Raw genomic sequence first — 12,009 nt, 5'->3', positions numbered from 1 at the left:
TATGCCGAGAGGCTTTCCGGGCCGCTAACCGATGTGGAGGTGCCGAATATACGTTTCACAGAATGCCGAGAAGCGTTTCACAACCTCGCGCGGCTTGACGGCGCCCGATAGTGCGATGCCAAGCGTCGTCGCATTGACGCTTTCCTTGAAATGTTTAATCACGAAGTCTTCGCCGTCCACTGTCCGGGTCGACTTCAGCGGGAAGTTGAGTATGCTGTAACCCAAGCCGTTGGCAACCATGCCACGCACCACTTCAGGCTGTGACGACCGGAAAGCCGCGGTAGGGCGGCTGCCGACTGCGTCGAACAGCGCGGAGAAGTACTCGCGGCTATGCGGAAGGTCCAGCATCACATAGGGCTCGGGCAGCAGATCGGCCAGCGACACTTTGCGGGCCCGTGCAAGCCTGTGTGTTTTAGGCAGGATGACATACGGTGGCAGCGAAAGCAGCGGGGTAAACGCGATTCCATCGGCGATATCGAGGCTGTAGGTCAGCGCGATATCGAGCGAGCCGTCGCGCAGGCCGCTCAAAAGCGTGTCCTGATGCGCTTCCGTCGTACGGAAGGTGACCGCCGGATAGTCCCGCACGAAGCGGCTGATGATGCCTGGCATCAGCGGCGGGGCCAGTGACACCATGCAGCCCAGCGAGATGGAGCCCGACATGCCGCCGTCGATTTCCTTCGCGGTCAGCTGCAATTCTTCGGCGTTCTGAAGCAGATTGCGAGCGTGGCCGAGCAGATCGCGGCCCGGTTGCGTGAGCGACAGCCCGCTGGCGTGATGGCGGATGAACAGTTGGACGCCGAACGATTCCTCCAGATCCGCGAGCGACGTCGAGATAGACGGCTGCGAAATGTGCAGGCGCTTTGCCGCGGCGGTGAACGAAAGCGTCTCGGCCGTGACGACAAAATACCTGAGCTGACGCAACGAGTAGCGTATCGAGTTGCCGTCCATCAGTTGCTCCGTGTTCGGTCGAACCGATTGTCGCTCGCCAATTGTCGATTGCATAGCGAAAAACGATGCAAAGCATTTTTAAAATATAGTTTTTGTTGCCCGCCGCGCGGCGTACATTCTGTCCGACCGAAGAGAGAGAGTGACCTGAATCCAGAGCGCTTTTCAGAAGGAGAAGGCCATGTCGGCTGAAAAATTGTCGATCGACACGCTGGTCATAGGCGCGGGTCAGGCTGGCGTGGCAATGAGCGAACACCTGAGCAAACTCGGCGTACCCCATCTCGTGCTGGAGCGCGACCGCATTGCCGAACGCTGGCGTACCTGTCGCTGGGATTCACTGGTCGCCAATGGTCCCGCCTGGCACGACCGCTTCCCTAATATGGAGTTCGAAGGACTCGATCCTGATGGGTTCGCCGCCAAGGATCAGGTCGCCGATTACTTCGAGGCCTATGCGCGCAAGTTCGATGCGCCGATCCGCACGGGCGTCGAAGTCACGAGCGTCGAGCGTCTGAAGGGCCGGGCAGGATTTGCGGTCGCAACGTCCGATGGCACGATCGAAGCCCGTCGCGTGGTCGTTGCGACGGGGCCGTTCCAGCGGCCCGTCATTCCCCCCATCGCGCCACAGGACGTCGAGCTCACGCAGCTTCATTCGGCCCACTATCGGAACCCGGCGCAGCTGCCCGAAGGGGCGGTGCTCGTGGTTGGCGCGGGGTCGTCCGGCGTGCAGATCGCGGACGAACTGCAACGCGCGGGCCGCAAGGTTTATCTGTCCGTCGGTGCGCATGACCGTCCGCCGCGCGCCTATCGCGGTCGCGATTTCTGCTGGTGGCTCGGTGTACTCGGCGAATGGGACAAGGAAGTCGCCGTGCCGGGACGCGAGCATGTGACTATTGCCGTCAGCGGCGCGTATGGCGGCCAGACCATCGATTTTCGCAGGCTCGCTCATCAGGGCATGACGCTGGTCGGCACGACGAAATCGTTCGCGAATGGCGTCGCGACCTTCGAACGGGACCTCGCCGCCAATCTGAAGCGTGGCGACGAAAACCTGATGTCGCTACTGGACGCGGCCGACGGCTACGTCGAGCGCAACGGCGTGGACCTGCCGGAAGACCCCGACGCACGCCTGATTCCACCCGACCCGGAGTGCGTGACGCATCCGCTCCCGGAACTGGATCTGAAGAAGGCGGGTGTGAGCACGATCATTTGGGCCACCGGCTATGCCGTCGATTTCAGCTGGCTGCACGTGAACGCATTCGACGATAAGGGCAAGCCGCAGCATCAGCGCGGTGTATCGAAGGAACCGGGCGTGTATTTCCTCGGCTTGCCGTGGTTGTCGCGGCGCGCGTCGTCGTTTATCTGGGGCGTCTGGCACGACGCAAAGCACATCGCCGATCACATCGTCACGCAGCGCAAATACCTCGCGTATCGCGACGCGTCGCAGCGTCGGCAGGACGCGCGCGGCGTGCATGGCGCGAATCCAACCGATACCGCGTGCGACGAATCGCACGCGCCGAAGACCAAAGAAGTGGGAGTGAACTGATGCCTACGCATACACGCATCCGCATGTTCAATACGAAGGATACGTACCCGAACCAGTCGCTCGATAACGATCTTTGCCAGGCGGTTCGCGCGGGCAATACGGTCTATGTGCGCGGCCAGGTCGGTACGGATTTCGACGGCAACCTGGTCGGTCTCGGCGATCCGGGCGCGCAGGCCGAGCAGGCGATGAAGAACGTCAAGCAACTTCTCGAGGAAGCCGGCAGCGACCTGTCGCATATCGTCAAGACGACGACTTACATCACTGATCCTCGTTATCGCGAGCCGGTGTACCAGGAAGTCGGCAAGTGGCTGAAGGGCGTGTATCCGATTTCGACTGGGCTGTGCGTCAGCGCGCTCGGTCAGCCGCAATGGCTGATGGAAATCGACGTGATCGCCGTGATTCCGGACAACTGGAAGCCATCTCAGGCGTAAGGAGCTACCCATGACATTCTCGATCGTCGGACGTTGTGGCAAGACCGGTCAGCTCGGTATCGCGATCAGTTCGTCGAGCATTGCGGTGGGTGCCAGGTGTCCGTGGGCGCGCGCGGGGGTCGGTGCGGTGGCGACTCAGAACGTGACGCAGCCCGCGCTCGGGCCGCAGATTCTCGATCTGCTGGAAAGCGGGCGTATCACGGCGGATACGGCGCTCGAACGGGCGCTAGGCGCGAGCGAGTGGAGCGAATACCGGCAGGTGACGGTGGTCGACAGTGAGGGGCGAACCGCGATGTTCACCGGCAAGGAAGCACTCGGCGTGCATCACGCCGTCGCGGGAAATCAGTGTGTGGCAGCGGGCAATCTGCTCGCCGGCAAGCCGGTGATCAACGCGATGGTGAAAGCGTTCGAGAGCGCACAAGGCGCGCTCGCCGATCGTCTGCTGCACGCGATGCATGCGGCCGCCGAAGCGGGCGGAGAAGCAGGGCCCGTGCATTCGGCGGCTCTGAAGATCGTCGATACACACGTCTGGCCGATCGTCGATCTGCGTGTCGATTGGGCCGACGACGATCCGATCGGCAAACTTGCCGCGCTTTGGCAAGCGTATCGGCCGCAGATGCGGGACTACATCGCACGCGCGTTGAATCCAACCGCGGCGCCGAGCTACGGAGTGCCCGGCGACGAGTGAGTTGTCGAGCCGTGCGCTGCTCGAACGGCTGATCGGTTTTGCGACTGTCAGCCGCGACTCCAATCTGGAACTGATCGGCTTCGTGCAGCAATACCTCGCGGACCCAAGTGTGGACAGCGAGCTGTTCCATAACGCCGAGCGTACCAAGGCGAACCTGTTCGCCACGAACGGTCCGCGAGAGCGTGGCGGCATCGTGCTGTCCGGGCATACCGATGGTGTGACGCGATGTTCGCTCGCCTCGCTGAACATCTCAAAAGCGTGAGGTAGCCTGCGCGTCTGCGGTGCAAATCGGGCGTGAGGGGTTCATCAGGACACGCGCTCCGCCACTTCGAGCACGAAGTGCGCGACCACGACCACACCGGTGATCAGGGTCGCGAGCCAGCAGAGCGCGCGTAACGACCCGTGCGCGACGATTTCGCCGACCGCTTCTCGTTTCGCACTCAGCAGCACCAGAAGCACCAGCACGGGCGTAATCGTCATACCGTTGACGATGGCGCTCCAGTACAGCGCCTTGACAGGGTCGACGTGCCATAGGCCGAGCGCAACGCCAAGCAGCGTCCCGAGCCCTGCGAGCGCAACGAGCAGAACAGCAATGCGCCGATCACGCCGTTGGCCGTGGGGCCAGTCGAACGAACTCGCGACCGCTTGCGCAGCGGAACCCGCAAGCGAAGGTAGTGCGAGCAGCGCGGAGCCGATCAGTGCAAGCCCAAGCAGTGTGCCGGCGTAGCCATCCACTAGCGGTTCGAGCACCCTGGAAAGCTCCATGGGCTCGCCGGGCCGCGTCTGTGCACCATGCAGCGTCGCCGCAGCCGCAATCATCATGCACAATGCGGCCACGCTCGATAGCGCGGTGCGCGTCAAGGTCTGCATGCGCAACCGGCGAAGCTGCTCTGACGAACGTCGATCGCCCCGCGCCGCGTGCTGTTCGTGCTGTCGATGCTCTTCCTGTGCTTCCTGCTCGGCCTGCGAAAAAAGCAGATAGGGACTCATCGTCGTACCGAGCACGGCCATCAGCATCGTGACGAAATCTTCTTTCCATTCGACGTGCGGCACGAGCGAGCGCAGCACGACCGTGTGCCACGGCACATCGACGATCAGCAGCACGCCGGCATACGCGAGCATCGGCAGCATCAACCATTTGAGCACCTGCGCATAGCGCGCATAGGGAATGAACCACTGCAACGCAATCGACGTGCAACCGCATGCGAGGGCAAGCAACCAAAGCGGCCCATGAGTGAAGCGTTGCACGACCGCGGCCATCGCCATCACATTGACGGCGATATTCAGCGTATTCGCAATCACGAACCGCGCCACCGCCAAATAGAAGAACACCGGCGAATAGTGCGCGCGCATGTTCGCGGTCAGGCCATGTCCAGTGACGGCGGCGACACGCGCCGAGACCAGCTGCAACGCGACCATCGACGGATACGACAGCACGCAGGTCCACAGCAGGTCGTAGCCGTACCACGCGCCCGCGAGTGAATATGTGGCGATACCGCTGGGATCGTTATCGCAGCCGAGACTTGCCAGCCCCGGCCCGAGATCGGCGGCCCACGAGCGGGCGGGCTGCGACGAGGCAGCGTGCGTATTACCTTGTGCGGCGCGGGGCGCGGTGCCCCTGTCGGGGGAAGAGTGCATTCGCCTGACCGTCGGGAAACCGGGGATGCTGTAGCACTCGCACGAAACGTTCCTTCGTCGACTCGTTTCGCGGCACACATATTGGCACACATATTCAGCGGATGTGACGCTATCGGGGGCGACTATCAGGACTCCCGCAGGCTGACGATACAATGTCACATCTTCAACCGCGCCGACCAGCGCGAAACGCTCGTCGACCGCGGCGAGCGAACGACCAGTCTCCGCGATAGCTCCCCGCAAGTGAGGTCTCAATGCCCACGCGTCTTTTCCGCGCTGCGGCGATCGAAACGGATTCAAAGCGGTGAATGACACACTCGGCCATACTGCACCGCCGCTGACTCGCTCTGTTTGCCTGAATTCCGGACCTGCTTCGGTAGGGATGCTGGATGTGCCGGACAAAGTGACAGTTGCGACGAGCCGCTGAAGAAAATCGCTGGAAAGGAGAAATCTTGAAAAAGACAGGATTCACGGTTCTGATCATGACGCCTTGCACGGGCGCGCACGCATCGGACTACGCTGAGGTCTGGAATCCACCAGAGGCACGCGCGAACATGCTTCGAGTGACGACTCGCGCCGCATCCGTCAGGGTCGTGCGCTAATGGAAACGATCGACTACGACGGGTACACGTTGTGGGGGCATGCCATCCTTCAGCAGGAAGGCGAAGGCCTCCTGCAACCGGAGCGCTATGCGGCGAGCGGAACCATTACGCAAGGCGGAAAGCTGATCGAAGCATCAGGCATTCTGGGACTGTTCGATAGCGAGGAGGAAGCCCACCATGCAGGCTTGGATTGGGCGCGCGCGTGGGTGGATGCTCATGGATGAGCTTGCGCCTGGCAGGGTAGTCGAGAGGCCTGGAGCCGTTGCCGTTGGTGGGCCGGGAGGACGCGCCAGCGGATCGACTCAAACTACGCTTCCCGCTTGCTGCGCCCATACAGCAGCAACATTGCCGCTATCACCGCGCCGTAGATGATCTGACGTCCCGCCTCGGGCATCTGCGCAACTGAAAGGATCGACTGCAGCAGCGTGATGAGGATCGCGCCAGCCACGGTGCCGAGGTATGAACCTCGTCCACCCAGAATCGATGTGCCGCCGAGCACGACTGCCGCGATCGCCGGCAACAGGTAGGCATCGCCCATCGACTGCGCTGCCTTCGACGCATAACCGGCGAGCAATACGCCGCCGAACGCCGCGAAGGCGCTGCACACGGCGAATGCGGCCACGGTCACGAGCCGCGTATTGATGCCGGACAGATACGCCGCGCGTTCGGTATTGCCGATCGCGTACAGCGTGCGGCCGAAGGTCGTACGCGACAACAGGAACACCGTGGCGCCGCCGATCACGAGCCATAGCGCGACGGCATTCGGCACGCCCGGTACGAGCCAGCCCGCCGCAAGCCATCGCATCACCTGTGGCGCGGAATCCTGCGGCGACGATCCGCCGGTATAGACGATCATGATGCCCTGTGCGACCGCATTGGTCGCGAGCGTGGCGATCATCGACGGAATGCGCAGCAGCGCAACGAGGATGCCGTTGACGACGCCGATCAGCACGCCGCAACCAATCCCGACCGGTATCGCGAGGATCCGTCCGAGTTCGCCGTGCCCCGCTACCGCGCACGCCATCATTGCGCCGACGGTGATGGTCCACGGCAGCGACAGGTCGATGTGGCCGAGCAGGATCACCATCATCAGGCCGGTCGCGATGATGCCGAGGAACGCGCCGACCTTCAGTTGCAGCAGGATGTACTCCGGCGACGTGAAGTTGCGCGAATACATCCCGCCGACGAGCAGCAGCGCGACGATGCACGCGAACGCGATCACGATCGGTTTGTCGATTCTGCGCGCGAGCCTCGACACGAACGTGGTCCGGCTGGTCGCTGAAACGTGGCTCATTGAAACCACTCCAGACGGTTGCGTACCCTGAATAGCCCGCATGCGCCGATCGCGACAGCGAGCAGAAGAATCACACCCTGGAATAGCGGCTGCCACAGCGCATCGACGTTGAACACGAACAGCAGGTCGCCGATCGAGCGGAACGCGAATGCGCCGAAGATCGCGCCAATCGCGCTGCCCTTGCCGCCGAGCAGCGACACGCCGCCTATCACCACCGCGGCGATCGAAAACAGCGTGTACGAGTTGGCGCTGCCGAGGCTCGCTTCGCCGGTGTCGGTGAAGAACGTCAGGAATAGGCCGCCGATCGCAGTGAGCAGGCCGGCCAGCGTATAGCTGGCGAACTTCGCGCGGCGGATCGGCATGCCGGACAGAAAAGCCGCGGGTTCGGACGAGCCGGTCGCGTACGCCGCGCGCCCGACCGCCGAGCGTTTGAAAGGAATCCAGACGATCAGCGTCGCCGCGAGCAGAATCAGCAAGCTCGCCGGCAGGACGCCGGCGACCTTGCCGGTCAGTGCGTCGGCGAGGTCCTCGTTGATCGAGCCGCCGGGCACGGGGCGCAGCAGCAGCGCCAGGCCGTAGTAGACGGCGCCCGTCGCGATCGTCGTTACGATCGGCTGCAGCCGGCCGAAAATGATGATCACGGCATTCAGCGCGCCGCACAGCGCGCCCGCCGCGAGCACGCCTGCGATGCCGAGCGCGCTGTGCAGCGCGTTGCCCGTGACGATCCACGAGCCGATGCAATTCGTCAGCACCAGTGTCATGCCGATCGACAGGTCGATGCCGGCCGTCAGCACGACGAGCGCTTGGCCCATCGAGACGAGCGCGAGCAGCACCGCCTTGTTCGCTGCCGTCTGAAACACGTTGGCCGACAACGCCGACGGATAGTTGACCAGGTAGATCGCGAACATCAGCACGAACAGGCCGAACGCGAACACGGCCCCGCGATTCTCCGCATACCAGTAACGCAGCCCGCTCATAGCGCGACTCCCGTGGAAGGCGAAATCTGTCCGACGGGCAGGTCCAGTGCGCTGGCAATCAGGTTCTGCTCGGTGATCGCCGAGCCGACGAGTTCCTTCTTGATCCTGCCTTCGTACAGCACGAGCACGCGGTCACAGCAGCCGATAAGCTCGTCGTAGTCGGTCGAATAGAACACGATCGCGGCGCCTTCGTCGGCGAGGCGCCTGAGCAACTGATAGAGCTCCTGCTTGGTGCCGACGTCGATACCGCGCGTCGGGTCGCTGAGCAGCAGGATCCTCGGCTGCCGGATCAGCCACTTCGCGATGACTACCTTCTGCTGGTTGCCGCCCGACAGCGAATTCACGGGCGCGTCGACGCCGAACGACTTGATCGCAAGCAGCTCCATCATCCGGTCGACGAGCGACTGCTGGCGGTCGCGATCGATTACGCCGGCGGTGGACATGCGATCGAGCGCGGCAAACGACAGGTTCTCGCGTACCGACATCGGCAGCATCAAGCCTTCGGTCTTGCGGTCCTCCGGTATCAGCGCCATACCGATGCCGTTGGCACGCGCGGCCGTCGGACTGCCGATCGACACGGCTTTGCCGTCGATCTCGATCTTGCCGGCGCACCCGCGCAACACGCCGAACAGCGCCAGCAGCAGTTCGCGCTGGCCTTGTCCGTCGAGGCCGCCCAGTCCGAGAATTTCACCGGGCTGCAACGAAAAGCTGATGCCTTGCAGCGTGTCGTTCCACGCGAGATCCCGGCAGGCGAGAACCGGAGCGGCACTGCGGTCGCCGGCGGGTTTGGCCGGAAACGCATGCTGGTACTTGCGGCCGATCATCATTTCGACGACCTCGTTGTCGGAGCGCGTGCCCGCCTCGAAGCTCATCACATGACGACCGTTCCGGTAGACCGTGCATTCGTCCGCGAGCGCCTTCACCTCGTGCATCCGGTGCGAGATGAACAGCAGCGCGAGCCCCTCTTCGCGCAGGCGCTTGAGCACCTCGATCACGCGCGCGACGTCGGCCGCGGTCAGCGCCGAGGTGGCTTCGTCGAGGATCAGAATGCGCGGCGCGTGTGCCAGCCCCTTCGCGAGCTCGACCATCTGCTGGCGCGACAGCGGCAGGTCCCGGACCTTCGCAAGCGGATTGATGTCGGCGGCGCCCGCCCGGGCGAGCGCCTCCTCGGCCTGGCGCCGCTGGGCCCGGCGGTCGATCATGCCGAAACGTCGCGGCGGGTGCGAAGCGAAGATGTTGTCCGCCACGCTCAAGTCGGGGATCAGCGACAGCTCCTGATAGACGCAGACGATGCCGGCCGCGTTCGCCTCGGCCGGCGAGGCGAACGAGACCCGCCGGCCATCGAAGTGCATCGTGCCCTCGTCAGGCTGTACGACGCCGGACATCACCTTCAGCAACGTGGACTTGCCCGCGCCGTTCTCGCCGAGGATTGCGTGAATGCGGCCCCTGCGCACCGTGAGCTCAGCGTGATCCAGCGCGACGGCGCCGCCGTAGCTTTTCGACACGCCAGACATCTGAAAGAACGGCTGCTCTGCATCCTGCAGCATGCTTCGTCTCCCGTCACATCCCGGCCATCATCCGATCACTGGTTGCCCTGGCTCTGCTTCATGATTTCCTGCGCAGAGAAATTGATGCCGCAAGTCGGAAACGAGTTGCCGACGAAAAAGTTGTCGGAGTCGTTCGGGAAATAGTTGACGCCCGCCTTCAGCTTCGAATCGTCGGTGACGTCGAGCGGCAGCTTGATCGAGACCGGGATCGTCTGGCCGTCCAGCGCGGCGAGCGCCGTCTTGATCGCCACGGCCACCTGCGCGGGACCGGTGCCCGCCGACGTACACTTCAAGCCCTGGCTCCCATACTGCGCGCAGAACTTGCGAAAGCCGTTCTCCGTCTCGCCGCCGAAAGGCACGAACGGATGTTTCGCATCGATCATCGCGCGCACGACTCCCGTGTCGCCGCCTTGCGCCGAAATTCCATCGAAATGGCCCTGCACGGCAATCGCGTCGGCGGTGGCCTTTTGCGCGACCCCGTCGTCCCACTTGCCGTAGACCTGCACGACGTTCCACTTCTTGCCGGTGTCGTCCAACGTTTTCAGGAAACCATTGTGCCGGTCCGTGTCGACCGACGTGCCCGCCACCCCGCGAACCTCGAGCACCTTGCCTCCGTTCGACAGGTGGCTCGCGAGCCACTTGGCCCACAGCACGCCGAGCCCATACTGGTCGACGTTGACGTTGATCGCGTCTTCGCTGTCGAGGATGTTGTCGAACGCGATCAGCACGACGCCGGCCTTCTTCGCGCGGCGGATCGCGGGGCCGAACGAGGCGGGATTCTGCGCGTCCACGATGACCGCGTCATAGCCGGCATCGATGAAGTTGTTGACGGCCGAGATTTGCGCCGGCACGTCCTCGCCGGTCGAGACGACCTTGAATTCCTTGAGCTTGGCGGCGACGGCCGGCTGCGCCGTGTAGGCCTTAGCCGTCTTGATCATCTGGATACGCCAGGTGTTCGCGATATAGCCGTTCACGAGTGCGATCCGGTAGGGCCCGTTCTTCTTCGGATACTTGATGAACTTCGTGTCGCTCTTCCAGGGGACCATGCAGGTTGGATCGCTGGACGGTCCTGAAACGAACGATGCCTGCGCGAAAACCGCGCTTGCACACAGCGTGAATGCCGCGGTCGCCGCCGCTCGAAGCACCTGGATTCCTGAAAGCATGTCGTCTCCTTTTTGTTGGATTGAACTTGCCGATTGCCGGCGAACATGGCGGCTATGGATCGCCGCCGAATTCTGTGCGTGAAGCAGGGAATCTTGCGGAATGTGCTGCAGCGGGGCTGACTCGGACTCGCCGAAGCAGCGCGATGACCTCTTCAACGGCGCCGCCTCGAAGCAAAACGAAGGGCCGGGGCGAACGCAGTCACGTCTGACAGTACTGGCATACCAATCCGCGCGCGATAGTGGTTTACCACGGCGTCGCGGGAGGATTCGAGTAGTCTGAAACTGCTGCTGTACCGGTTCGATGGGCGGCAAACGCGGCGTCAGGCCGATGCAGGCTGACGCCGGCAATTGGTGTACCATTTTGGCGAACTCGAGCCAATCCTTGCGCGGCTTCGAAGCTTTCGGGAATCTTGCATGGCCGATCTTTCGCACACGCCAACCGGCCGCGCCGCCGATGAGGACGCGACCGACCGTTCCTATGTCGGGCTCGCGAAGCAGATCTACGATCTGATCGTCGCCGGCGACGTCGGGCCGCGTGAGCGCCTGCCTTCCGAGCGCACGCTGGCCGAGCGTTTTGGCGTGAGCCGCACGCAGGTGAGGGAAGCGATCATCGCGCTGGAAGTGCAGGGCGTGGTCGAGGTCCGTGTCGGCTCGGGCATCTATGTGGCAGAAGCGCCGCAGGCGCGCTCCGCCATGTTTAAACTGCCGCGCGGACTGGGCCCGATCGAGACGCTGCGCGCGCGGGCGGTGATCGAAAGCGGGATCGCGGCCTTAGCCGCTACCGAGCGCAAAGATTCAGACCTCGACCGGCTCTTCGCCGCGTTGCGCGCGATGCGCGAAAACATGGACGACAAGGCTGCGAACGAAGCCGCCGACCGTGATTTTCATCTGGCGATTGCGCGGGCGACGGGAAACGAAATGCTCCGGCTCGTGGTGACAGCGATGTGGGACAACTCCCGTGCCGACCCGTTGTGGAAAAAGATCGAGGAGCACTTTCATACTCCCGCATTGCGGGCGGCGTCACAGGACGACCATCAGCGCATCTTTGCGGCCATCATGGCGCGAGATGCGACCGACGCGCGCACGGCGATGCAGGCGCATCTGGCGCGCGTGGTCGGCGAGTTTACACGAGCCTGGCGTTAAGTTAGACCATGTTCTGCGGTGCGCGCAGCGAGCTGCAGCGGCAC

The 12,009-nt window shown here is 63.3% G+C and carries 11 protein-coding genes and 1 pseudogene; 6 read left to right on the top strand and 6 right to left on the bottom strand.

Going from position 1 to position 12,009, the window contains the following annotated elements:
• Nucleotides 1–24: 24 nt before the first annotated feature.
• Entirely contained in the window at nt 25–948 is a 924-nt protein-coding gene (locus tag F6X39_RS03605) for a LysR family transcriptional regulator (RefSeq protein WP_187615586.1), read from the bottom strand.
• Between the two features lie 178 nt (nt 949–1,126).
• Here F6X39_RS03605 and F6X39_RS03600 point away from each other — a divergent pair, with 178 nt between their 5' ends.
• From F6X39_RS03600 to F6X39_RS03585, 4 genes and pseudogenes are all read left to right on the top strand, one after another.
• Nucleotides 1,127–2,485 (top strand): flavin-containing monooxygenase, encoded by a 1,359-nt coding sequence (locus F6X39_RS03600; protein WP_187615585.1) that lies wholly within the window; start codon nt 1,127–1,129, stop codon nt 2,483–2,485.
• A complete protein-coding gene (locus F6X39_RS03595) occupies nt 2,485–2,916 on the top strand; it encodes a RidA family protein (RefSeq protein WP_184068482.1) in 432 nt (143 codons plus the stop codon). The genes F6X39_RS03600 and F6X39_RS03595 overlap by 1 nt, the downstream gene beginning before the upstream one ends.
• Nucleotides 2,917–2,926: 10 nt before the next feature.
• Nucleotides 2,927–3,604, top strand: coding sequence for a DUF1028 domain-containing protein (locus F6X39_RS03590; RefSeq protein WP_187615584.1), 678 nt, complete (start codon nt 2,927–2,929; stop codon nt 3,602–3,604).
• Nucleotides 3,561–3,824 (top strand): annotated as a pseudogene (locus F6X39_RS03585) (hypothetical protein); the annotation flags it as partial. The gene F6X39_RS03590 and the pseudogene F6X39_RS03585, both read left to right, overlap by 44 nt.
• A gap of 86 nt (nt 3,825–3,910) precedes the next feature.
• Here F6X39_RS03585 and F6X39_RS03580 read toward each other — a convergent pair.
• Nucleotides 3,911–5,242 carry an NRAMP family divalent metal transporter gene (locus F6X39_RS03580; protein WP_187615583.1) on the bottom strand — a complete coding sequence of 444 codons (1,332 nt, stop codon included), beginning with the start codon at nt 5,240–5,242 and terminating at the stop codon, nt 3,911–3,913.
• Between the two features lie 598 nt (nt 5,243–5,840).
• On the opposite strand from F6X39_RS03580, the gene F6X39_RS03575 reads away from it, so the two are divergent.
• Entirely contained in the window at nt 5,841–6,065 is a 225-nt protein-coding gene (locus F6X39_RS03575) for a hypothetical protein (protein WP_187615582.1), read from the top strand.
• A gap of 83 nt (nt 6,066–6,148) precedes the next feature.
• On the opposite strand, the gene F6X39_RS03570 is transcribed toward F6X39_RS03575, so the two are convergent.
• The 4 genes from F6X39_RS03570 to F6X39_RS03555 are packed head-to-tail and all read right to left on the bottom strand — an operon-like array spanning nt 6,149 to nt 10,822.
• The gene (locus tag F6X39_RS03570; protein WP_184068473.1) at nt 6,149–7,135 is read right to left on the bottom strand and encodes an ABC transporter permease; all 987 of its coding nucleotides are present in this window, start codon (nt 7,133–7,135) and stop codon (nt 6,149–6,151) included.
• The gene (locus tag F6X39_RS03565; RefSeq protein ID WP_187615581.1) at nt 7,132–8,112 is read right to left on the bottom strand and encodes an ABC transporter permease; all 981 of its coding nucleotides are present in this window, start codon (nt 8,110–8,112) and stop codon (nt 7,132–7,134) included. Before F6X39_RS03565 ends, F6X39_RS03570 begins: the two co-directional genes overlap by 4 nt.
• On the bottom strand, nt 8,109–9,659 hold the full coding sequence (locus F6X39_RS03560; protein WP_187615580.1) for a sugar ABC transporter ATP-binding protein: 1,551 nt from the start codon (nt 9,657–9,659) through the stop codon (nt 8,109–8,111). The genes F6X39_RS03565 and F6X39_RS03560 overlap by 4 nt, the downstream gene beginning before the upstream one ends.
• Before the next feature lie 35 nt (nt 9,660–9,694).
• The gene (locus F6X39_RS03555) at nt 9,695–10,822 is read right to left on the bottom strand and encodes a sugar ABC transporter substrate-binding protein (RefSeq protein ID WP_187615579.1); all 1,128 of its coding nucleotides are present in this window, start codon (nt 10,820–10,822) and stop codon (nt 9,695–9,697) included.
• 414 nt (nt 10,823–11,236) lie between these two features.
• On the opposite strand from F6X39_RS03555, the gene F6X39_RS03550 reads away from it, so the two are divergent.
• Entirely contained in the window at nt 11,237–11,965 is a 729-nt protein-coding gene (locus F6X39_RS03550) for a FadR/GntR family transcriptional regulator (protein ID WP_187615578.1), read from the top strand.
• Nucleotides 11,966–12,009 lie beyond the last annotated feature (44 nt).

This window comes from Paraburkholderia sp. UCT2 (assembly GCF_014397665.1).
GTDB classification, from domain to species: Bacteria; Pseudomonadota; Gammaproteobacteria; order Burkholderiales; family Burkholderiaceae; genus Paraburkholderia; species Paraburkholderia tuberum.
This window is presented reverse-complemented; position numbering and strand designations above follow the sequence as displayed.

Coding starts and splice junctions, on each gene's coding strand:
- F6X39_RS03580 (WP_187615583.1), bottom strand. CDS start 5,242: ATGCACTCTTCCCCCGACAGGGGCACCGCGCCCCGCGCCGCACAAGGT.
- F6X39_RS03595 (WP_184068482.1), top strand. CDS start 2,485: ATGCCTACGCATACACGCATCCGCATGTTCAATACGAAGGATACGTAC.
- F6X39_RS03550 (WP_187615578.1), top strand. CDS start 11,237: ATGGCCGATCTTTCGCACACGCCAACCGGCCGCGCCGCCGATGAGGAC.
- F6X39_RS03605 (WP_187615586.1), bottom strand. CDS start 948: ATGGACGGCAACTCGATACGCTACTCGTTGCGTCAGCTCAGGTATTTT.
- F6X39_RS03555 (WP_187615579.1), bottom strand. CDS start 10,822: ATGCTTTCAGGAATCCAGGTGCTTCGAGCGGCGGCGACCGCGGCATTC.
- F6X39_RS03590 (WP_187615584.1), top strand. CDS start 2,927: ATGACATTCTCGATCGTCGGACGTTGTGGCAAGACCGGTCAGCTCGGT.
- F6X39_RS03570 (WP_184068473.1), bottom strand. CDS start 7,135: ATGAGCCACGTTTCAGCGACCAGCCGGACCACGTTCGTGTCGAGGCTC.
- F6X39_RS03600 (WP_187615585.1), top strand. CDS start 1,127: ATGTCGGCTGAAAAATTGTCGATCGACACGCTGGTCATAGGCGCGGGT.
- F6X39_RS03575 (WP_187615582.1), top strand. CDS start 5,841: ATGGAAACGATCGACTACGACGGGTACACGTTGTGGGGGCATGCCATC.
- F6X39_RS03560 (WP_187615580.1), bottom strand. CDS start 9,659: ATGCTGCAGGATGCAGAGCAGCCGTTCTTTCAGATGTCTGGCGTGTCG.
- F6X39_RS03565 (WP_187615581.1), bottom strand. CDS start 8,112: ATGAGCGGGCTGCGTTACTGGTATGCGGAGAATCGCGGGGCCGTGTTC.